This window comes from Chlorobium phaeovibrioides, from assembly GCF_003968655.1.
Lineage (GTDB): Bacteria > Bacteroidota > Chlorobiia > Chlorobiales > Chlorobiaceae > Chlorobium > Chlorobium phaeovibrioides.
Genome location: NZ_RXYK01000014.1, coordinates 1 through 19494, shown reverse-complemented (window position 1 = coordinate 19494; position 19494 = coordinate 1). Strand labels below are relative to the sequence as shown.

Sequence of the window (19494 nt, the reverse complement as noted above, 5' to 3'; positions counted from 1 at the left end):
TATTTAGTATTGCTTGCTTTGGTAACCCTCTTTTTTGTTTCCTATGCCATTTACCCATTTGGACGGGGACGGTAATGTCTCTATGGTTGATGTTTCTTCGAAGCCGGGGACGCTGCGGACTGCGCGGGCTTCGGGTTGGATTTCATTGAGCCCTGAAACGCTCCGGCTGCTTTCGACTGAGGCGCTGCCGAAGGGTAATGTGCTGACTGCTGCGAAGGTTGCGGCCATTCAGGCTGCGAAGGGTACGGCTCATATCATTCCGCTTTGCCATCAGCTGAACCTGTCGTGGGTTGATGTGCGTTTTGAGGTTCAGCCGGGCCGTATTGCCATTTTTGCCACTACCCGTACGAAGGAGGCGACGGGGGTGGAAATGGAGGCTCTGACGGCGGTTTCTGTTGCTGCACTTACAATTTACGATATGTGCAAGGCTGTGGATAAAGCTATGGAGATCGGCGGAATCCGTCTTGATATGAAGAGTGGGGGCAAAACTGATTTTTCGGATGCTTACCGCCCGAGAACTTCAATTCTGGTGCTTTCAGATTCCATTGCTGCGGGAGGTGGCGAGGACCGTTCGGGTGAGCTTCTCCGGGAGGGAATGGAGCGTGCGGGTTGTGAGGTTTCCGAGGTTCGCATCATTCCCGATGAGCCGGAGCAGATCAGTGCGGCAGTGGAGGGCTGGAGGGCTGCGGGGGTTGAGTTGATCCTTACAACGGGAGGGACGGGCCTGGGGCCGCGTGATGTGACGGTTGATACCATTGTTCCGAAATTTTCCCGGACGCTTCCGGGTATTGAGGCTGCGTTGTTCAACTGGGGACAGACCAAAACAAGAACTGCTATGCTTTCGCGGCTGGCTGCGGGCATGATAGGGAGTTCAATGGTGGTCTGCATTCCTGGAAGCGCGGGCGCGGCCCGTGACGCTCTGGAGGTGCTGGTGCCTTCGGTGTTTCATGCTTTTTCCATGATGAAAGGGGAGGGCCACTGATGATTGATGTAGAAGAGGCGCGTCGTCTTGTCCGGCAGCGTGCGCTGCGCTTTGGGGGGGTTGAGCAGTGCCCTCTTGGGATGCTTGCGGGTCGTGTACTTGCGGGGGATGTTGTGGCGCCTTTCGGGCTGCCGCGGTTTACGAATTCGGCAATGGATGGCTTTGCTGTCCGTTGGGAGGATATAGAGGGGTGTACTCCGGAGTGCCCGGTGATGCTGAGGGTGACGGATGACATTCCAGCCGGAAGCAGTGCTTCGGGGCAGCTCACTCAGGGGACTGCTGCCAGAATAATGACGGGGGCGCCTCTGCCTGCTGGTGCGGATACGGTTGTGCCGTTTGAATTTACAAGCGGCTTTGAGGGTGAGGAGGTGACTGTGTTCCGGCTGCCTTCCCGAAATGGAAATGTCCGTTATGCGGGAGAAGAGATTCCTGAGGGGGAACGGGTGCTTTTGGAAGGGAGCGTGGTGAGTCCGTCTGAAATTGCTGTGCTGGCTTCTCTCGGCTATGATTCTGTTTCAGTCTGCACGCTTCCTGCGCTTTCAATTGTTGTTGTTGGCGATGAGCTGCAGTCTCCGGGAGAAGGGGTGTTGGATGCGGAGATTTATGATTCCAACAGCTTCATGCTGCAGGCTGCCTGCCGCTCGATCGGCATTGAGCCTTGCAGCGTCCGCCATGCGGTGGATGACAGGGTGGCGGTTTCAAGTGCTCTTGCGGCGGCTATGGCGGAGGCGGATCTGGTTGTGAGCGTTGGAGGGATTTCAACGGGGGAGTACGATTTCGTTCGCGAGGAGCTGGAGCGGCTTGGTGTCAGCCAGCATTTCTGGACTGTTGCCCAGAAGCCGGGGAAGCCGGTCTATTTCGGATCACGGGATGGACGCGGGGTGTTTGCTTTGCCGGGTAATCCGGTTTCGGCTCTGGTCTGTTTTATGGAGTATGTTGTTCCTGCAATAATGCTTATGCAGGGAAGAGCAGAGCCGGGCCGGCTGCAGGCTGTTCTTGACTCACCCTTTCCGGCCGACAGAAAACGCTACCGGTTTCTGCCGGGCCGGCTCCGTGAAGAGGACGGGCGTCTGTTCTGCAGTGTGACGGAAAAGATTGAGTCGCATATGATTTCCTCTCTGGTGGGCTCCAACTGCATCATTGAGTGTTCCCCGTCTGCTGAACCACTTCCTGCCGGCTCTCTTGTCTTCTGTTCGCAACTTCCCTGGGCCGGGCTGCTGTAGCACGGCCTTCCGGGTCTCTTATTGCCCCAGTTCGCGTGAGCGGGTGGCTGCGGCTGCAACCGCGTCAACAAGAGTGGCGCGGATGTTGCGCTCATCCATCACTTTCAGCCCGGCTTCGGTAGTGCCTCCCGGTGTGGTGACCTGACGGATGAGCTCTTCAGGGCTTTTGTCTCCATTGAGTACCATTCTGGCGGCCCCCAGCATGGTCTGTGCTCCAAGCAGCAACGCCTGTTCACGGGTGAGGCCGCACTGCACTCCGCCCTCGGCAAGTGAGGCGAGAATGTGGAACATATAGGCCGGGCCGCTGCCGGAGAGAGCCGTTGCTGCATCCATCTGTGATTCTTCCAGAAGTGCGACCCGTCCAATGGCACCAAGCAGGCTGCTGACTATGTCGCTGTCCCGGGTGGTTGCATTCTTTCCTCTACAGAGGGCGCTCATCCCTTCTCCAAAAAAGGCCGGTGTGTTGGGCATGACCCTTATGACGCGGGTTTCATCCGAAGTGTTCTCCCTGATGAATTCCGTGGAGATTCCTGCGGCTACGCTGACAAGCAGATGGCTTGGGGAGAGTGATGGACGCAGTTCGTCAAGAACTTCCTGTATCTGATAGGGCTTGACGGCCAGAATGATGACTGTGGAGCCTTTGGCAAGTTCGGCGGGTGAAGTGCATGGGGTGAGGCCGTAAGCGGAGGCAAGTGGACGGAGGGCTTCGGGGTCGCGGTCGAAGCCGAGGAGGGTCGTTTCTTTTCTGGAACTGAGGCCGGCAATGATGGCACTGGCGATCCGTCCTGTTCCTATGAACCCGATATGAAGGGTGCTCATGGGGTCGTTGTTGTAGTGTTAGCGGTAGCGGAGTTTCAGTGCGAGAATGAGCATGAGCAGAATGAGGGAGAAGCTGTTGGCGGCAATCATCGGGAGGTCGCCTTGTGCGAGACCATAGAGCAGCCAGAGGATAATTCCCGTGTTCATGGCTATCGCCCAGACGAGACTGATGTCGCGCGTCTGGCGTGTCGAGAGGATTTTGATTGCCTGCGGCAGCAGTGCCAGCGTGGTGATGATGCCGGCGGCATAGCCGAGAAACTCGTTCGGAAACATGATGCGCTGTTTATTGTTGCAATCAAGATACACTCCCGCCCTGAGATTCCCGAATTCTCGTGAACGGAAAAAGGCGGGAATTGCTTCCCGCCTTTTTCCGTTCGTTATGCAAGGAGTCTTACCTGCTCTGTTCTACCATGTAGGCCACAGCATTGCCAACCTCTGCGTCGGTCAGTTTCATGTTGCCGCCCTTGGCAGGCATCATTCCTTTTGTGCCCTGATAGCCTTTGATCGACTTCTGTACCATGGCTTCCATACCCTGGGGAATGCGGCTGGTCCATGCGGTTTTGAGGCCGACTTTCGGGGCACCCATAATGCCGGCGGCATGACAGGCTACGCAGCTTCCGTCATAGATGGCTTTACCGGCAGCGGCGTTGTAGGCTGCTTTGGCGTCGATGGAGCCGAGCGAAAGAACAAGCATTGCGCCTGCTGCGGCTGAAATGATACGGGACATAGAGAGATCTCCTTTAGTGTGTGGTTGTTATATATGCAGAAGCCGCCCGGAGGCGGCTCCCTTTATTTCTTCGGCTGGTTTTATTCTACAGTGCTGGCCATCCAGGCTACTGCGCCTCCGACCTCTTCGTCTGTGAGATCCATATTGCCGCCTTTTGCGGGCATCATCCCCGCTGCTCCAGTGAATCCGTCAATGGATTTCTGCGTCATGACATCCAGACCCTGTGCCACACGGTCAGCCCATGCAGCTTTGTCTCCGGGTTTGGGAGCACCCATCATGCCAGCATCATGGCATGCACCGCAGCTCATGTCGTACACCGCTTTGCCGGCGGCAAGCGCGGGATCAAGAGGAGCTTCGGGAGCTGCTGCCTCTACGGCTTCATTGGCAGCGCCTTCATGTTCGCCGGGGAATTCAAGTGTGGCCGGGGGTTTTTCAAGTCCGCATCCGCCAAGGACGACAAACCCGATGGTCAGAAAAGGAAGGAATTTTTTCATTGTGGTCTCCGTGAGCTGTTTTAGGTGTTGATGCCCGCCTCTGCTGCGTCGGGCGATAAAAGCCGAATATAGCAGTTTACTTATTATTCATTTGACGGCAAAATGATTTTTTTTGTTTCACTTGCCGAGGAATGCCTTCTGGACTGCCGTGACGCCTGTGCCGGGGGTTAGGGGCAGGCCAATTGCTTTCATTGCCCGTTCAATTGCGCCGATAACTGTGAGCATGTCAAGTTCGTCATAGTAGCCGAGATGGGAGATGCGGAAAATCTTCCCCTTGAATGCATCCTGTCCGGCGGCCACGGTTATGCCGTTGTCGTGCTTGAGGGCGTCGTTGAACTCTGTCCAGTCAGCCCCTTCGGGGAGCCATACCGGCGTGACGGCGAAAGAGGGGGAGCTGCTGAAGATTTTCATGCCGAGCGCAATGCATCCTGCCCGGCAGGCTGCGGCCAGGCTTTCATGCCGCTGCCATACATGCTCAAGACCCTCGTTGCGTATCATTGTCAGTGCTTCGTCGAGCCCAATGACGAGGGATACTGCGGGAGTGAAGGGTGTGTCGTCACCGGCATGGGATTCAAGCGCTTTTTTCAGGCTCAGGTAGTAGTTTGAGGGCTTGCGTGCGGGTTCATTGATTCGCTCCTGTGCCCGCTCTGAAATGGCAACGAGTGCCAGGCCCGGAGGCATCATCAGCCCTTTCTGGGAGCCGGTGATGCAGATGTCGATTCCCCAGTCGTCAAAATGGAACTCATGGGCGCCGATTGCCGTGATGCCGTCCACAAGTATCATCGCATCAGAGTGTTCCCGGATGACGGTGCTGAGGGTTTTAATATCCGAAGCGGTGCCTGTGGATGTTTCCGAGTGAGTGAGGCATATCCCTTTTGCGTCGGGATGTTCCTTGAGAAGCTGCTTCAGGCGTTCTGGCGTGATTGCGCTGCCCCAGGGAAGGGTTTCTTCGGTGCTGCTGCCGGTGTAGAGCTGCACAAGTTCTGTCCATCGTTCGCCAAACTTGCCTGCATTGACTGTAATGACTTTGTCGCCTTCGCCAAAAAGGCTGGAAACAGCAGCTTCCATTCCTCCGGTTCCTGAGCAGCTGAGTGCTACGACCGGCTGGGTTGTCTGGAAGAGATAGCGGAGGTTTTCATGGACCCTGGCGAGGATTTCCATGAACTCGGGGTTCCGGTGGTGTATGATGGGGGCGGCCATGCGGAGCATGACCTCCTCGGGCACCGGTGTGGGCCCGGGGGTGAAGAGTCTTTTTTTCATTCCGCGTCAGTTTTTTGCCTGATCCATCATGGCGGTGAACTCGTCAAACAGGTAGTGCGAGTCGTGTGGCCCTGGAGCAGCTTCAGGATGGTATTGAACTGAGAAACAGGGAAGCTCCGAGTGCATGATGCCTTCAACGGTGTTGTCGTAAAGGTTGAGGTGGGTCATTGCAAGGGAGTCGGGCAGTGAGTCCATGCTGACGGCGAAGCCGTGGTTCTGTGATGTGATCTCAATGCTTTTGGTCGCCATGTTCTTGACCGGGTGGTTGCTTCCGTGGTGGCCGAACTTGAGCTTGTAGGTTGTGGCTCCAAGGGCAAGCGCAAGGAGCTGGTGGCCGAGGCAGATGCCGAATATGGGCAGCGGACGGGTTGTGCGGCTGTAGTCGGCAAGCGACCGGATGGCTGCAATGGCATAGTCTACTGCCGAGGGGTCGCCCGGTCCGTTTGAGAGGAAGACGCCGTCGGGCTTCAGGGCTATGACTTCTTCGGCCGTTGTTCCGGCTTTGAGAACGGTGACCCGGCATCCCGCATTCTGGAGGAGACGGAGGATGTTGGTTTTGATTCCGTAGTCAAATGCGGCAACATGATAACGCGCATTGGGGGTGTCAAGAGTGTAGTTCTCGCTGCAGGTGACTGTTTTTGCAAGGTCGCGTCCCGTCATTTGGGGAATGGCCTGTGCTTTTTTCTGCAGGCTTTCAGTATCGGTTTCAGTGGTGGAGATGAAGCCTCTCATCGCACCCTTTTCACGGATTTCACGAACAAGCTTTCTTGTGTCGATTCCTGCAAGGCCAAGGACCCCGGCTTTTTTCAGCGTGTCGTCAAGGCTTTCGGTTGCCTCGTAGTTGCTGTAGATATTCGAGATTTCCCGGACTATGAATGCTGACGCCCATATCCGCCGTGATTCATTGTCGGTGGGGTTGAATCCATAGTTGCCTATGAGAGGATAGGTCATGAGTACCATCTGCCCTGCATAGGAGGGGTCGGTAAGAATCTCCTGATATCCTGTGTGAGAGGTGTTGAAGACCACCTCTCCCGAGGCTTCGCCTTGATGCCCGAAGGCCGTTCCTGTGTAGACTGATCCGTTTTCCAGGACCAATGTTGCTCGTGTTGGCTGCATGCTTGTCCGTTATTCTCCGCTCGTGAGTTTGTCGCCTGATTCCTGTTTGTCGATGTTTGCTACTGCAGAACGGTCGAACTTGATTTTCGTGTTGTCAGCAACCTGCACGAGTACAGTCTTTTTTTCTGTGTCAATGCCGGCAACCGTTCCGTGCATTCCGCCGATGGTGACAATTCTGTCGCCCCGCTTCAGGCTTTCAAGTACTTTTTCGCGATCCTTCTGCTTTTTCTGCTGCGGGCGTATCATGAAAAAATAGAAGACAACGAATATGAGGACCAGCGGTACGAGCTGGATGATGGGGTTTGGTGCCGCGCCTCCTGTTGTGGGAGGTGCGAAAAGCAGGAGTGCTGAGATGAATTCGTGCATTATGCGGGGTGTCGTCTTTTGGTTTATAAGGAAAAATGCTGAAAGCTCACAAGGCTGTTCTCAGTGGTTTTAAATGTAATCTATTTGCAGGACTATTTCAATCAGGCTTTGCTCCCTCAGCTTGGCATTCCTGCAAAGGGAGCTGTGCTGTATCGTCTTTCGGGCCGCATGCCGCGGGAGATCTGCAGTTCGCAGAGAGCGGCAATCATGGCGGCATTGTCGGTTGAGTAAACCGGCCCGGGCAGGTGCAGCCGTATGCCTTGGCGGGAGCACTCCTTTTCCATGGCGTCCCGCAGGGCGGAGTTTGCACTGACCCCGCCGGCTATGGCGATGGAATTGATCTGGTGACAGAGGGCTGCGGCAACTGTTTTTTCCTGCAGCACAGAAACAATGGCGTCTTGAATGGAAGCGGCAATGTCGGCCCGGTGCCGGTCGATGTATTCGGGTGACTGTTTCTGCAGCCAGGTGAGGACTGAGGTTTTCAGGCCTGAAAAACTGAAATCGTAGTTCCCCCGGTAGCTTTTGCTTGTTTGCGACTGCGCGGTGAGTGCTCTGGGGAAACGGTGGAATGAGGGGTTCCCCTGTTTTGCCAGCCGGTCGATTTCAGGCCCTGCGGGGTAGCTGAGCCCGAGCATTTTCCCCGTTTTGTCAAAGGCTTCCCCTGCTGCATCGTCGAGGGTCCGGCCAATGATGCGGCGGGAAAGGTCGGTTCCGATGATGGAAAGGAGCGTGTGGCCGCCCGAGACGGTCAGCGATATGAATGGTTCTTCTGGAACCCCTTTGGCGGCGCCCGCTTCAATGAACGGTGAGAACATGTGCGCCTCAATGTGGTTGACGGGGACGAAGGGGACCTGGAGCGCCCACGCCATAGACTGGGCAAAACAGAGCCCTACCATGACAGCTCCGATAAGGCCCGGGCCTGCCGTTGCGGCTATGACATCAAGGTCGTTTTTTGTTATATTGGCTTCGCTGAGAGCGGCGTCCGTAATGGCGACCATGAGCCGTTCGTGCTCCCTCGAGGCCAGTTCGGGAACAACTCCGCCGAAGTCTGTGTGGCAGCATTGTGAGCTGACTATATTCGAGAGAACTTTGCCGTTCTGCACGACAGCCGCAGATGTTTCATCGCAGCTGGTTTCCAGTCCAAGAATAATCATTCCATCATTGTTTTAACTCGTATGGGCAAAGCTAACAAACAGGGGAACAATCCCAAACGGCGGGTAAAGGTGAGGGTTCTCAATGTGCTGATGATTCTTGCCGGCGCGGACCTTATTCTTCTTCTGTCGCCCGGAGCGGGAATTCTCAACAGCCTGTTTTTCATTCCCGATATTTATACATGGCCGGCTCTGGGGGTTGGTCTTCTTCTTCTGTTCGCAGGTCTGCGTGACCTCTACAGGGAGGAGGGGGGGGCGCCTTGACTGCGGGGAAAAATGGTTATATTATAATGACAGGCGGGAGTTTTCAATCAGAATCATAAGAGAAGAATGCTATGGAGCAGCAGACAACAGAAGGAAAAGTTCTTGACTCAATTGAGAGGGCCAAGCTGGGGATCAAGGTTTTTTCCATGTCTTTTGACGAGGCTGAAGAGGTGATTGATGAATATGTGAGTGAGGGGGGCTACGATCCGGCCAGTGTCGAGCTGTTCAAGGATCAGCTGGCAACACAGCGGTTTATCCAGCACAAGGGAGCGGAGCTTGTTTCAACCGGCGGAGAAATCATGAGGCTTGTTGTCGGGGCACTTGCCAGAAACATGTCGAAAGCTTCGGCCCCTTCAGAAGAGGGTGATAAGGAGTATTAGGAGGAGAGGGTTCCCTCCCTTGTTTTTTTAAACCGCAGTGCCTTGAGGGGTTCGGCGGTTTTTTTTTGACATGTGACATGGTGTTGCTGCAGGAGTAACTATTTTTCATTTTACATTGTTTATGGATATGGCGTACGGAATTTTTCTTTCCTGAAAAAAAACATGAACGAGCCATGCAATTCGATCCCAACAAATTTACTACCAAGGCCCAGGAGGCCATTCAGGCAGCCGCAACTATGGCTGGCAGCCATCAGAATCAGCAGGTTGAGCCGGAACATCTTCTCCTTGCCATGCTTGACGAAAGTGCAGGCATTGCTGTAGAGATTGCCCGAAAACTTGAGGTTTCCGTGGAGAGCCTGCGGGAAGTGCTTGATCGGGAGATTGAGCGTATTCCAAAGGTTACGGGAGCTTCGGCGACGGGGCAGTATCTGTCGCAGAATCTCGGAAAGGTTTTTGATTCGGCTTTGAAGGAGGCCGAAAAGCTGAAGGATGAGTACATCAGTTCGGAGCATCTTCTCATTGCCCTGAGTGAGGCGGGCGGGACGGTTTCTCGTCTGCTTGGAGACGCAGGAATGAACCGTGCGGCCATTCTCAAGGTTCTTCAGACCCTTCGGGGGTCGCAGCGGGTGACGAGCCAGAGTGCGGAGGATACCTACAACTCGCTGAAAAAATATTCCAGAAATCTGAACGATGCTGCCCGCAAAGGGAAACTTGACCCGGTTATTGGCCGTGACGATGAGATTCGCAGGGTGCTGCAGATCCTCAGTCGCCGGACCAAGAACAATCCGGTGCTGATTGGTGAGCCGGGAGTAGGCAAAACGGCCATTGTTGAGGGGATTGCCCAGCGTATTGTGGCGGGCGATGTGCCTGAAAATCTTCTCAATCGCCAGATTGCCGCTCTTGACATGGCCCAGTTGGTTGCGGGGGCCAAGTTCAGGGGCGAGTTTGAAGACCGGCTGAAAGCGGTGGTGCGTGAGGTGCAGGATTCCAATGGTGAAGTGATTCTGTTTATCGATGAGCTGCATCTTCTTGTGGGTGCCGGTTCTGCGGAGGGGTCGATGGATGCTGCAAATATTCTCAAGCCGGCTCTTGCTCGTGGAGAGCTTCGCTGCATAGGTGCCACAACGCTTGATGAGTACCGGAAACATATTGAGAAGGATGCGGCTCTGGAGCGGCGGTTTCAGACTGTGGTTGTTGACCAGCCGAGTGTGGAGGACACGGTCTCCATTTTGCGGGGTCTCAAGGAGAAATATGAGATCCATCACGGTGTGCGTATCAAGGATTCGGCCATTGTTGCTGCGGCGGAGCTGTCGAACCGGTACATAGCCGACCGGTTCCTTCCTGACAAGGCGATTGACTTGATTGACGAGGCTTCCTCGCGTCTGCGGCTGGAAATAGACAGCAGTCCCGAGGAGCTGGATCGGCTCAATCGCGAAATCCGCCGTCTTGAAATTGAACGGGAGGCTCTCAAGCGGGAACTTGACCCTGGCAGCGTCATATAATTAACAGGAAAATCGTATAATAAGGGTTGCCTGTCATTGTATGTTTATCGCTGTTTGATTTTATTACAACACCAAAAATGAATGGCCATGATGAAAATGATGAAGAGTGTTCTCGCCGTGCTGCTTTTGGCGGGGTTTGTTACGGGTCCGGCGTTTGCCGGATGGGATCCGAATGAAGGCGACAAGGCTGCAGATGCGGTTCAGTATCTGAAGAAAAACGATCCATCTCTGGAGCGTTTTTTTTCCAGAGCGTATGGTTATGTTGTGTTCCCTGATGTATACAAAGGGGGATTTCTCATGCTGGGCGGAGGGCACGGCAGGGGGTATGTGTATGAAGGCGGCCGTCTGGTTGGCCGCTCCTCCATTTCTCAGCTCAATGTGGGACCGCAGCTTGGTGGTCAGTCGTTTACTGAGATTATTTTTTTCAAGGATAATAAGGCCCTGTCGGATTTCAAGAAGGGTAATTTTGAAATCAGCGCCCAGATGACGGCGGTTGTTGTGACTTCGGGTATTGCAACCAACGCTGATTATTCTGATGGTGTGGCGATTTTTGTGCTGCCGAAAGCAGGAGTGATGGCTGATGCCACAATAGGTGGCCAGAAGTTCTCCTATGAGCCTCTGCAGCCGGGGAGCGCACTGGCTCCGAAGTCGCCGGCTGTTCAGCCCATCTATTCTGAAAGCGTTCCCGGGCAGCAGTACAGTGCCCCTGCGCCCTCCGCGCAGCCTTACAGCGAGCCGGCTCCGTTTGATGACCGTCCTTTTGAGAAGGCTGATCAGGGAAGCGTAGCTTATTAATATCAATGCGGGTACGGGAGTGCCCGAATGCAGCGAGGTTCCATGAAGTATGAATTAGTGGTGGGTCTTGAGGTTCACTGTCAGCTCAATACAAAGAGCAAAGCTTTCTGTGGCTGTTCCGCCCGGTTCGGCAATCCGGCAAACACCAATGTGTGCCCCGTATGTCTGGCGCTGCCGGGCGCGCTTCCCGTGCTGAACCGCCAGGTTGTTGAAGATGCCGTCAAGCTTGGGCTTGCAACCGGCTGCAGTATTGCGCCCCTTTCGGTACTTGCCCGAAAGAATTATTTTTATCCTGATCTGCCGAAAGGATACCAGATTTCACAGTTCGAGGAACCAATCTGTCTGGAGGGTGGTCTCAGGATTGACGCAGGTGAGGGTGAGCGGCATGTGCGGCTGATCAGAATTCATATTGAGGAGGATGCAGGTAAATCCATTCATGATATCGGGGATGATACCTTCATTGATGTCAACCGGAGCGGTGTGCCGCTTCTGGAAGTTGTGAGCTATCCCGATATCCGGACAGCCAAAGAGGCTTCTGTCTACCTCCAGAAACTGCGTCAGATAGTCAAGTATCTCGGTATTTCCGATGGCAACATGGAGGAGGGCAGCCTGCGGTGCGATGCCAATGTTTCGCTTCGTCTGTATGGTGACGAAGAGTATGGCACCCGTACGGAAATCAAGAACATGAACTCCTTCAAGAATGTTGAAAAGGCTATAGAATATGAGGCCGAACGGCATCGCCAGATTCTTGAGGCAGGAGGCGCCATATCACAGGAGACGAGGCTCTGGGATGCCGACAAGGGTGAGACCCGTTCGATGCGGGGCAAAGAGTTTGCCCATGACTACCGGTATTTTCCTGATCCCGATCTTGTTCCGATTCTTGTTGATGAAGAGATGCTTGAGAGAATCCGCCTTGAGCTTCCCGAGTTTCCCGAAGCCCGTGCGGAGCGTTTCGTACAGGAATTTTCCATTCCGGCTTATGATGCGGGTGTGTTGACGGTTGAACGGGAGGTTGCCGATTATTTTGAAGAGCTTGCCGGCCTTGCGAAAGATGCGAAAGTGGCATCAAACTGGGTGATGGGCGAGGTTCTGCGGACCTTGAAGGAGAAGTATCTCTCCATAGAGGAGTTCATTGTTACGCCGGTGCGTCTCGGCGGGCTTATCCGTATGATAGCGTCAGGTGCGGTGAGCAACACCATTGCAAAACAGGTCTTTGAGCTGATGCAGGAGAGTGATGCTTCTGCTGAAGAGATAGTGGAGCGTGAGGGGCTTGCACAGGTTTCGGACAGCGGTGCCATAGAGGCAGTTGTTGACGGGATTCTTGCGGCCAATCCCGGTCAGCTGGCAGCTTACCGCGAGGGGAAAACGAAGCTTATGGGATTTTTTGTGGGCCAGTGTATGGCAAAAATGAAAGGTAAGGCCAACCCGCAGATGGTCAATGAGGTTCTCGTGAAAAAGCTTGGTGCGTGAGTGCGGTTCAGCTCCCGGGGGTAAAAAGGTCCTGAACCCTGTCGGCGGCGGGTTTTTCTTTGTGCATGCCGCTGTTGATGACCTCGATTTTTTTCCTGGCCTCCTGAAGCCTTTTTCTGCACTGTTCGGCTATGGAAAGCCCCTCTTCGTAAAGAGCGATTGAGCCCTCAAGGCCGGTTTCCGGGGTTTCCATGGTGCGGGTTATCTCTTCAAGACGCGAGATAAGCGTTTCAACGGATGGTTGTGCTGCGGTGGCTTCTGCCATTGGTTTGTGTTGTGGCCTCGTGTTGGTGGATTATTGGTTTTGTAAAGTATAGGGAAAGCATAGGATTATTTCAACAGTCAGGAGTCCCCGGTGAAATTTGTAGACAGTGCAACGGTATTTGTGCAGGCCGGTGATGGCGGCAGAGGCTGCGTCAGTTTCCGGCGGGAGAAATATGTGCCGAAGGGTGGTCCGGACGGTGGTGATGGCGGCGATGGAGGGAATGTATGGCTGCGGACAAACAGCCATCTGACCACGCTGCTTGATTTCAAGTACCGCAAAAAGTATCTGGCTCCCCGTGGCGCCCATGGCATGGGGTCACGAAAGGCAGGCCGGAAAGGGAAGGATATTGTTATTGATGTTCCCATTGGGACACTGGTTCGCAACGCAGAATCCATGGAAGTCATTGCCGACCTTACCAAGCCGGACGAGGAGATCATGATTGCCCGGGGTGGCCATGGCGGACGGGGTAACCAGCATTTTGCCACCTCCACCAATCAGGCTCCCAGGCGAAGCGAGCCAGGCTGGAAAGGAGAGGAGCTGGAGCTTGCGATGGAATTGAAGCTGATGGCAGATGTTGGCCTTGTAGGATTTCCCAATGCGGGAAAGTCAACCCTCATTTCGGTATTGAGCGCCGCCCGGCCCAAAATTGCCGATTATCCCTTCACGACGCTGGTTCCCAATCTCGGTATTGTACGCTATGAGGAGTATAAGTCATTCGTGATGGCCGACATTCCCGGTATTATTGAGGGCGCTGCCGAGGGTCGCGGGCTGGGTCTGCAGTTCCTCCGCCATATTGAACGGACAAAAATTCTTGCGGTGCTGGTTTCGGCGGATTCTCCCGATATTCTTGCCGAGTACGGAACCCTTGTTGCAGAGCTTGAGAAATTCGGGCACGGTCTGATTCAGAAGCCGCGGCTGCTTGTGGTAACAAAAATGGATATTGCTCCCGGGGATTTCGTTGTGCCTGAGGCTCCGGAGGGTGTCGGGCTTATAGCTGTGTCGAGTGTTGCCGGCAAGGGTATGAAAGAGCTCAAGGATGAGCTCTGGCGTCAGGTCTCCCTTTGTGAACGGCAGGCTGAGCCGCCGGAGGATGGGGAGTAGAGATGAAGGGTGCGGTACGGATACGGCAGGCGCGGCTTGCCGATGCGGAGGCGATTTCGCTCATCATCAATGTCTACGCCGGTTCCGGCTTGATGCTGGAAAGGGCTCCAGAGACTGTGGTTGAGAACATCCGGAATTTTTTTGTGGCTGAGGATGTGGGTCAGGTGGTTGGTTGCTGCGCCATTGCGTTTTATACCCGTACACTTGCTGAAATCCGTTCACTGGCCGTTCAGGAGAGCTGGAGGCTCAAGGGGACGGGACGGCTGCTTGTGGAAAAGGCGGAAGCTGTTCTTCAAGAGGAGGGCGTTGCCGAGGTTTTTGTGTTGACCCTCTCCCGGCATTTTTTTTCCCGTCTCGGGTATAGTGAAATTGAAAAAGAGTATTTTCCGCAGAAAATATGGCGGGACTGTACCCGCTGCCCAAAACTGATGGCCTGTGATGAAACGGCCATGGTCAAAAAACTTCCCGTTCCCAACAACACCAAAAACAGGTACTCTTTGCCGTGATTGTTCATGAAGTCATAGTTAAAAACAGGGCCGGTCTCCATACACGGCCGGCAGCAGCGGTCGTGAAGCTTGCGTCGCGATTCAAATCCGATTTCTTTATTGAAATGCAGGGTGTGGAAATCAATGCCAAGTCCATCATAGGCGTCATGAGTCTTGCTGCGCCGAAGGGGACAAAGCTGACTCTGAAACTTACCGGTGAGGATGCTGATGAGGCTGCCCGCCAGCTTATCGAGTTTTTTGAGCAGGGGTTTGGGGAACAGTAGTGTTTCCATTGTCTTCCTCTCCCCCTTCCCCCCTTTGAGGGGCGGGATTGCCCGTTTCAGTGCCCATCTGCTTGAGGCTTTGAGGAGGGATGGGTGCCGTGTTGAGGTTGTAGGATTCCGTGCTCTCTGGCCCCGTTTTCTGCTTCACGGCAGGCTTTCTGCTGCAAGTCCTCTGGGTGAAGGGCCGCTTGTTCTCTACAATCCCCTGACCTGGTTCGCCGTTGCCGGAGAGCTGAAAAAAAATCCGCCCGACATACTGCTTGCCGCCTACTGGGGAGGGTTTCTTGCCCCCCTCCTGTTTGTGCTTCGCCGATTGAGCGGTGTTCGCACCGTTGCCCTTCTGCACAACATGTCATCTCATGAGTCATTCTTTTTCGAGCCCGTGATGCGCCGCCTGCTCGCCCGTACGCTTGAGGGGGCCATTACCCTTTCGGACACGGTTTCACGGGAGGCCGCGGCCGCAATGCCTTCGGTTCCTCTGCTGCCGCTCACCCATCCGCTCTATCCGCCTGAAGTTGCCCTTCCTCCGCGGGAAAGTGCCCGTCATGAACTTGGCCTTTGCCTGGAGGATCGGGTTCTTCTGTTTTTCGGGTTTGTCCGCCATTACAAGGGGCTCGATCTTCTTTTGCAGGCTCTGGGGGAGCTTCAATCCTCTTTTCCCTCGGTGCGTCTTGTTGTGGCTGGAGAGTTTTATGAGCATCCCGACGGATACCGGCTGCTTGCTGAAGGACTTGGCATCAGCGACAGGGTGATATTCCTTCCCGGCTTTGTTTCGGCCGGGCAAACGGCCTCCCTTTTTGCTGCGGCAGACTGCTGTGTACTGCCATACAGGAGTGCGACCCAGTCGGGTGTTGCACAGCTTGCCAAAGGTTACGGTGTTCCTCTTGTTGTAACACCTGCCGGTTCCCTTCCCGATGCTGTTTCCTCCCGCCATGACGGTGTTGTTGCTGCGGAGTGTACTGCTCCTGCCATTGCGGAGGCTGTCACGGAACTGTTTATGCGGGAGCAGGAGGGCGTTGTTTCCGTTTCGCAGCAGGGCGTGGCGGATGAGGGGTGGCGGGAATTCGGTTCACAGGCAGGGGCCTTTCTCCGGCGGCTCGCGGGAGGTGAGGAGTGAGGGGGGGGCTCGTCGTGGTGGTGCTGAATTGGAATGGCGCCGATGATACCATCCGGTGCCTCCATTCACTTGATGCAGCTGCGCTCGAAACTTCTTTCCGTGTGCTGGTGGTCGACAATGGCTCCAGTGATGGTTCGGCTGGTCGTATCCGTAGAGAGCATCCTGATGCTGAAATTCTGGAGCTTCCCTCCAATCTTGGCTATGGGGGAGGCAACAACGCCGGGTTCCGGCGTGCTGAGGAGATGGGTGCGGACGAGGTGCTGTTTTTGAACAACGATACTGTTGTTGATTCCGGGTTCGCACTTCCGTTGCTTACGGTTCTTCGTGGTGAGGGCGGGGCAGGTGCAGTTGTACCGAAAATTTTCTATATGGCCAATCCTTCACTGATATGGTATGCTGGCGGGGAAGTGAGTCTCCGTTCGGGCCTTGTGCGTCATGTGGGGCTGCGCCGCCATGACGGCCCCCGGTTCAGCCGGCCAGGCACAACCGGATATGCGACGGGGTGCTGCGTTGGTCTGCGGGTTGGTGTTGTCAGGGCTCTGGGTGGTTTTGATGAAGCATTCGGTATGTACGCCGAGGATGTCGATCTTTCCCTTCGCCTCCGGGCGATGGGGCTTCGGATTGTGTTCGTTCCCTCTTCAATGGTTTGGCACCGGGTTTCAGGGGCTTTTGAGGGGCGACTTTTGCGGAAGCTATGGTTACGAACCGCCTCAACCGTCCGGTTGCTCCAGAAGCACGGCACTCCATTCTCGGTGCCGCTGTTTCTGTTGCTGTTGCCGCTTCGTCTGGTTCCGGCTGCTGCGGGGATGTTTTTTTCGAGGCTTCGCCGGGAGGAGAGCGCATGAGCGGTTACAGGAATGCTGTGGATGGTGACTATCTTAATGAGGCTGCGCATCCTCTCAGATGGCAGAAGAGCATTGCTTTTATGGCCGATTCCGGGATTTCGGGCCGCTCGATTGATAAAGGGCTTGATCTCGGGGAGCGGACTCCTTTGACGGGAATGATAGAGGAGCTCTTCGGGTGCTGTTTCGTCAACAGTACAGTTGACCTTGATGTGGAGTCTCTGCAGGGCTCATACAGCGTAGTGTGTGCCATGGAGGTGCTTGAGCATCTCTACAATCCGCTTCACCTGCTTCTTGAGGTGCGCAGGGTACTTTCGGGACCCGAAGCGCGGCTTTTTGTTTCTATGCCTCTCAGCCGTCCGGCCATGCTCCGGAGCCCTGATCATTTTCATGAGATGGGGGAGAGTGAGGCGCGCGCCCTTTTCGGGAGGGCGGGCTTCAGGGTGCAGAGAAGTGCAGAGTTCCGCATCCGCCGTCCTCTGTTTTACTTGAGCGGGGTGAAGCCATTTCTCCGTCTGCTGTTTGAAAAGGTGCAGATCTATGAGCTGAGGGTTGACAGGGGAGGTGAGAATGCCGGAGGGTAAGCAGCGGCTGGTCTGGTTTTCGGAGGTGCAGTGGGATTTTCTTTCTACCCGCAAACAGCGCCTTCTCGCCCGTTTTCCCGACAGCTGGGATATTCTCTTTATTGAGCCCTTTACCCTTGGCCGCAAACATCACTGGATGCCGGTCCGCCGTGGAAGGGTGCTTGTGGTGACAGTCCCTTTCCTGAAACGGGTTCCTTTTGCTTTCGGCCGCCTGCTCAATATTCCTGCAGTGCGTTTTTTTCTGGGTATTCCCGGAGTGGCGATGATGTTGTTTTGGACCCTTGTTCTCGGGTTTTGGGGAGGCGACCGGGTTATCGGTCTCAGCAATGTTTATTGGGGGCCGGTTGCTGCCCGGCTGCCTGCCCGGCTTGGTTTCTATGATGCCAATGACGATCATCTGGCCTTTCCCGGTTCACCGCCCTGGCTTGCGGGGTACCGGGCTGCATGGCTGCGGAGGGCGAAACTGATGTTCAGCGTCAGCAGTGAATTGAGTGAGCGCATTGCGCCACCTCCGGCCGTTCGTGTGGTTCCTCTTGGTAACGGGGTTGAGTATGAACGGTTTGCCGGGCCGCGCTGTGATGTACCCCTTCCGCTTCGTGAAGCTGGTGGAACGGTTCTTGGATATCTTGGGGCGATGGACTGGCTTGATGTGCCACTCCTGGTTCGTGTGGCCGGGCGGTGGCCCGGGTTCAGCATTGTTCTGGTGGGGCCGGCCTATGAACACGGCTGGTGGGAGAGGCAGCGGGAGCTTCGCGCACTTCCCAATGTCCGTTACTGCGGTCTGGTGCCCTACGACGAGGTTCCTTGCTGGGTACAGCATTTTTCTCTTGCGCTGATGCCGATGCAGCGGAGCCCGCTTAAACGGGCTTCGGATCCGAACAAGCTGTATGAATATGCCGCTGCCGGAGTTCCGGTGCTTGCCCTCAACTACTGCGAAGCTGTTGAAAGGGCGCGCACTGTTGCTGCAGTAGCCGATACGGAAGAGGAGTTTGTGGAAATGGTTCCCGAAGCACTGGCTGACAGAAGGAGTGATGAGCGAAGGGCGTTCGCCCGGCAGCACAGCTGGGATGCTCTTGCTGCTGCAATGGTTGCTGAGCTTCATCGGGCATTGCAGGAGGAGGGATCATGAACCGGAATGTATCGATAGCAGCCGGTGCAGGGTTTTCACTGGGCGGATTTTTTGTCGGCCAGGTGGCGCGATTTCTCTATAGCCTTGTGGTTGCACGGCTGCTCGGCGCTGATGCTCTCGGCACCTATGCGCTTGCCATTGCCGTTGTTCAGATTGCAGAGGTGGCAGCAATGGCGGGGCTTGATTCGGCGCTTCTTCGTTTCGTTCCTGCTGCCCGCCATGATCCCGTGCGGCGGACGGAGCTGATAGGCTCTGTCGTGAAAATGGCGCTCTGGCTCTCGATCGCCATTTTTCTTCTTCTTGAGCTTTTTTCCGCTCCGGTGGCGGCGGCGCTTCACGGCGGCCGTCTGCTGCAACTCGCAGTTGCCTGTTATGCTGCGGCCATTCCCTTCAATGTTGCTTCGATGCTTTATGGCAATGCCATGCAGGCATGCGGCAACATCCGTCCTAAAATCATTGCCACACAGGCTCTCAATCCGATACTGCTGCTATTCTTTACCCTGCTGTTTTCCATGGCTTTCGGCAGTGAGGCTGCGCTCCTGTTCCCCTTCGCGCTGTCGGCCGTGATTTCGTATTTCTGGATACGCCCGCGCCTTTTTCCTGTTGCCGGTATGCTTCCGGAGGTTGGGTGGAATGGTGCAGTTGAGCGGCCTGTGCTTTTCTATGCCCTGCCTTTCATGGCGGTATCGTTCATCAGTATGAGCATGCACTGGCTTGATGTGATGATGCTCGGGATGCTGACTGATCCGGCAACCGTTGGCCTCTATCATCCTGCAGCACGCACAGCCGGCCTTATCCGCGCGGTGCTGGTCGCCTTTGCCGGAATGGCCGCCCCTGTTTTTGCCGAGCTTCATGCGGCCGGCAGGATGGAGGAGGCTGGACGGGTCTACCGGCTTCTGAGCAGGTGGGTTCTGACATTAGCCATTCCGCTGCTGCTGTTGTTTGCCCTGCTTCCCGGTCCTGTGATGGCGGTGTTCGGAAGCTCTTTTTCGAAGGCCGCTCCGGCACTTGTACTGCTTTCGGGCGCCGCTCTGCTGCAAGCTTTTTTCGGGATGGCAGCAACCCTGCTGGCCATGACCGGCCATGCACGCCTCAGTCTCATGAATGCTGCAGCCGCTCTCCTTCTGCAGGTGCTTTT

The 19494-nt window shown here is 55.3% G+C and carries 24 protein-coding genes; 15 read left to right on the top strand and 9 right to left on the bottom strand.

Features of this window, described 5'->3' with window-relative positions; translation table 11 throughout:
* The first annotated feature begins 43 nt into the window (after positions 1-43).
* Positions 44-982, top strand: coding sequence for a bifunctional molybdenum cofactor biosynthesis protein MoaC/MoaB (gene moaCB / locus EKD02_RS08385; RefSeq protein WP_011889466.1), 939 nt, complete (start codon positions 44-46; stop codon positions 980-982).
* Entirely contained in the window at positions 982-2205 is a 1224-nt protein-coding gene (locus EKD02_RS08380) for a molybdopterin molybdotransferase MoeA (protein WP_126384986.1), read from the top strand. The genes moaCB and EKD02_RS08380 overlap by 1 nt, the downstream gene beginning before the upstream one ends.
* A gap of 18 nt (positions 2206-2223) precedes the next feature.
* Here EKD02_RS08380 and proC read toward each other — a convergent pair whose 3' ends face one another.
* The 8 genes from proC to tsaD form a co-directional block, all read right to left on the bottom strand.
* Positions 2224-3024 carry a pyrroline-5-carboxylate reductase gene (gene proC / locus EKD02_RS08375; RefSeq protein ID WP_011889468.1) on the bottom strand — a complete coding sequence of 267 codons (801 nt, stop codon included), beginning with the start codon at positions 3022-3024 and terminating at the stop codon, positions 2224-2226.
* A gap of 18 nt (positions 3025-3042) precedes the next feature.
* Entirely contained in the window at positions 3043-3297 is a 255-nt protein-coding gene (locus EKD02_RS08370) for a SemiSWEET transporter (protein WP_041469683.1), read from the bottom strand.
* Between the two features lie 118 nt (positions 3298-3415).
* Positions 3416-3751 carry a c-type cytochrome gene (locus EKD02_RS08365; RefSeq protein WP_011889470.1) on the bottom strand — a complete coding sequence of 112 codons (336 nt, stop codon included), beginning with the start codon at positions 3749-3751 and terminating at the stop codon, positions 3416-3418.
* 80 nt (positions 3752-3831) lie between these two features.
* Positions 3832-4245: a c-type cytochrome gene (locus EKD02_RS08360; RefSeq protein WP_126341871.1), complete on the bottom strand. Its 414-nt coding sequence runs from the start codon at positions 4243-4245 to the stop codon at positions 3832-3834.
* A gap of 117 nt (positions 4246-4362) precedes the next feature.
* Complete coding sequence (locus EKD02_RS08355) at positions 4363-5505, bottom strand: pyridoxal-phosphate-dependent aminotransferase family protein (RefSeq protein ID WP_126384984.1); 1143 nt, start codon at positions 5503-5505, stop codon at positions 4363-4365.
* A 6-nt stretch (positions 5506-5511) separates the two neighbouring features.
* Positions 5512-6621, bottom strand: coding sequence for a glutamine-hydrolyzing carbamoyl-phosphate synthase small subunit (carA, locus tag EKD02_RS08350; RefSeq protein WP_126384982.1), 1110 nt, complete (start codon positions 6619-6621; stop codon positions 5512-5514).
* A 9-nt stretch (positions 6622-6630) separates the two neighbouring features.
* Positions 6631-6987 carry a preprotein translocase subunit YajC gene (gene yajC, locus EKD02_RS08345; RefSeq protein ID WP_126384980.1) on the bottom strand — a complete coding sequence of 119 codons (357 nt, stop codon included), beginning with the start codon at positions 6985-6987 and terminating at the stop codon, positions 6631-6633.
* A 116-nt stretch (positions 6988-7103) separates the two neighbouring features.
* Positions 7104-8141: a tRNA (adenosine(37)-N6)-threonylcarbamoyltransferase complex transferase subunit TsaD gene (gene tsaD, locus EKD02_RS08340; RefSeq protein WP_126384978.1), complete on the bottom strand. Its 1038-nt coding sequence runs from the start codon at positions 8139-8141 to the stop codon at positions 7104-7106.
* A gap of 21 nt (positions 8142-8162) precedes the next feature.
* Here tsaD and EKD02_RS08335 point away from each other — a divergent pair, with 21 nt between their 5' ends.
* The 5 genes from EKD02_RS08335 to gatB all read left to right on the top strand — a co-directional run bounded on the left by EKD02_RS08335 (position 8163) and on the right by gatB (position 12549).
* A complete protein-coding gene (locus tag EKD02_RS08335) occupies positions 8163-8402 on the top strand; it encodes a hypothetical protein (protein WP_126384976.1) in 240 nt (79 codons plus the stop codon).
* 71 nt (positions 8403-8473) lie between these two features.
* The gene (locus EKD02_RS08330) at positions 8474-8782 is read left to right on the top strand and encodes a hypothetical protein (RefSeq protein ID WP_011889477.1); all 309 of its coding nucleotides are present in this window, start codon (positions 8474-8476) and stop codon (positions 8780-8782) included.
* 173 nt (positions 8783-8955) lie between these two features.
* Positions 8956-10284, top strand: coding sequence for a Clp protease N-terminal domain-containing protein (locus tag EKD02_RS08325; RefSeq protein WP_011889478.1), 1329 nt, complete (start codon positions 8956-8958; stop codon positions 10282-10284).
* 81 nt (positions 10285-10365) lie between these two features.
* The gene (locus tag EKD02_RS08320) at positions 10366-11079 is read left to right on the top strand and encodes a lipid-binding SYLF domain-containing protein (RefSeq protein WP_126384974.1); all 714 of its coding nucleotides are present in this window, start codon (positions 10366-10368) and stop codon (positions 11077-11079) included.
* Positions 11080-11121: 42 nt separating this feature from the next.
* Positions 11122-12549, top strand: coding sequence for an Asp-tRNA(Asn)/Glu-tRNA(Gln) amidotransferase subunit GatB (gatB, locus tag EKD02_RS08315; RefSeq protein WP_126384972.1), 1428 nt, complete (start codon positions 11122-11124; stop codon positions 12547-12549).
* Positions 12550-12556: 7 nt separating this feature from the next.
* Here gatB and xseB read toward each other — a convergent pair whose 3' ends face one another.
* The gene (gene xseB / locus EKD02_RS08310; protein WP_011889481.1) at positions 12557-12814 is read right to left on the bottom strand and encodes an exodeoxyribonuclease VII small subunit; all 258 of its coding nucleotides are present in this window, start codon (positions 12812-12814) and stop codon (positions 12557-12559) included.
* Positions 12815-12904: 90 nt separating this feature from the next.
* On the opposite strand from xseB, the gene obgE reads away from it, so the two are divergent.
* The 8 genes from obgE to EKD02_RS08270 all read left to right on the top strand — a co-directional run.
* Entirely contained in the window at positions 12905-13915 is a 1011-nt protein-coding gene (obgE, locus tag EKD02_RS08305; RefSeq protein ID WP_126341859.1) for a GTPase ObgE, read from the top strand.
* A 2-nt stretch (positions 13916-13917) separates the two neighbouring features.
* On the top strand, positions 13918-14421 hold the full coding sequence (locus EKD02_RS08300) for an N-acetyltransferase (RefSeq protein ID WP_126384970.1): 504 nt from the start codon (positions 13918-13920) through the stop codon (positions 14419-14421).
* Positions 14418-14684, top strand: coding sequence for an HPr family phosphocarrier protein (locus EKD02_RS08295; protein ID WP_011889484.1), 267 nt, complete (start codon positions 14418-14420; stop codon positions 14682-14684). Before EKD02_RS08300 ends, EKD02_RS08295 begins: the two co-directional genes overlap by 4 nt.
* A complete protein-coding gene (locus tag EKD02_RS08290) occupies positions 14671-15801 on the top strand; it encodes a glycosyltransferase (RefSeq protein ID WP_185805724.1) in 1131 nt (376 codons plus the stop codon). The genes EKD02_RS08295 and EKD02_RS08290 overlap by 14 nt, the downstream gene beginning before the upstream one ends.
* Positions 15798-16646, top strand: coding sequence for a glycosyltransferase family 2 protein (locus EKD02_RS08285; protein WP_244924430.1), 849 nt, complete (start codon positions 15798-15800; stop codon positions 16644-16646). Before EKD02_RS08290 ends, EKD02_RS08285 begins: the two co-directional genes overlap by 4 nt.
* Positions 16643-17227 carry a methyltransferase domain-containing protein gene (locus EKD02_RS08280; RefSeq protein ID WP_011889487.1) on the top strand — a complete coding sequence of 195 codons (585 nt, stop codon included), beginning with the start codon at positions 16643-16645 and terminating at the stop codon, positions 17225-17227. Before EKD02_RS08285 ends, EKD02_RS08280 begins: the two co-directional genes overlap by 4 nt.
* A complete protein-coding gene (locus EKD02_RS08275; protein ID WP_011889488.1) occupies positions 17214-18356 on the top strand; it encodes a glycosyltransferase in 1143 nt (380 codons plus the stop codon). Before EKD02_RS08280 ends, EKD02_RS08275 begins: the two co-directional genes overlap by 14 nt.
* Positions 18353-19494, top strand: a 1142-nt coding sequence (locus EKD02_RS08270) for an oligosaccharide flippase family protein (protein WP_126384966.1), incomplete at its 3' end; no start/stop codon positions are given. The genes EKD02_RS08275 and EKD02_RS08270, both read left to right, overlap by 4 nt.

Bases quoted from the DNA above. Each gene is read 5' to 3' on its own strand.
- EKD02_RS08365 (WP_011889470.1), bottom strand. From the start codon at position 3,751: ATGTCCCGTATCATTTCAGCCGCAGCAGGCGCAATGCTTGTTCTTTCG.
- EKD02_RS08300 (WP_126384970.1), top strand. From the start codon at position 13,918: ATGAAGGGTGCGGTACGGATACGGCAGGCGCGGCTTGCCGATGCGGAG.
- proC (WP_011889468.1), bottom strand. From the start codon at position 3,024: ATGAGCACCCTTCATATCGGGTTCATAGGAACAGGACGGATCGCCAGT.
- EKD02_RS08320 (WP_126384974.1), top strand. From the start codon at position 10,366: ATGGCCATGATGAAAATGATGAAGAGTGTTCTCGCCGTGCTGCTTTTG.
- carA (WP_126384982.1), bottom strand. From the start codon at position 6,621: ATGCAGCCAACACGAGCAACATTGGTCCTGGAAAACGGATCAGTCTAC.
- EKD02_RS08325 (WP_011889478.1), top strand. From the start codon at position 8,956: ATGCAATTCGATCCCAACAAATTTACTACCAAGGCCCAGGAGGCCATT.
- moaCB (WP_011889466.1), top strand. From the start codon at position 44: ATGCCATTTACCCATTTGGACGGGGACGGTAATGTCTCTATGGTTGAT.
- yajC (WP_126384980.1), bottom strand. From the start codon at position 6,987: ATGCACGAATTCATCTCAGCACTCCTGCTTTTCGCACCTCCCACAACA.
- EKD02_RS08280 (WP_011889487.1), top strand. From the start codon at position 16,643: ATGAGCGGTTACAGGAATGCTGTGGATGGTGACTATCTTAATGAGGCT.
- EKD02_RS08335 (WP_126384976.1), top strand. From the start codon at position 8,163: ATGGGCAAAGCTAACAAACAGGGGAACAATCCCAAACGGCGGGTAAAG.
- EKD02_RS08330 (WP_011889477.1), top strand. From the start codon at position 8,474: ATGGAGCAGCAGACAACAGAAGGAAAAGTTCTTGACTCAATTGAGAGG.
- EKD02_RS08355 (WP_126384984.1), bottom strand. From the start codon at position 5,505: ATGAAAAAAAGACTCTTCACCCCCGGGCCCACACCGGTGCCCGAGGAG.
- EKD02_RS08370 (WP_041469683.1), bottom strand. From the start codon at position 3,297: ATGTTTCCGAACGAGTTTCTCGGCTATGCCGCCGGCATCATCACCACG.
- EKD02_RS08275 (WP_011889488.1), top strand. From the start codon at position 17,214: ATGCCGGAGGGTAAGCAGCGGCTGGTCTGGTTTTCGGAGGTGCAGTGG.
- tsaD (WP_126384978.1), bottom strand. From the start codon at position 8,141: ATGATTATTCTTGGACTGGAAACCAGCTGCGATGAAACATCTGCGGCT.
- gatB (WP_126384972.1), top strand. From the start codon at position 11,122: ATGAAGTATGAATTAGTGGTGGGTCTTGAGGTTCACTGTCAGCTCAAT.
- EKD02_RS08360 (WP_126341871.1), bottom strand. From the start codon at position 4,245: ATGAAAAAATTCCTTCCTTTTCTGACCATCGGGTTTGTCGTCCTTGGC.
- xseB (WP_011889481.1), bottom strand. From the start codon at position 12,814: ATGGCAGAAGCCACCGCAGCACAACCATCCGTTGAAACGCTTATCTCG.
- EKD02_RS08380 (WP_126384986.1), top strand. From the start codon at position 982: ATGATTGATGTAGAAGAGGCGCGTCGTCTTGTCCGGCAGCGTGCGCTG.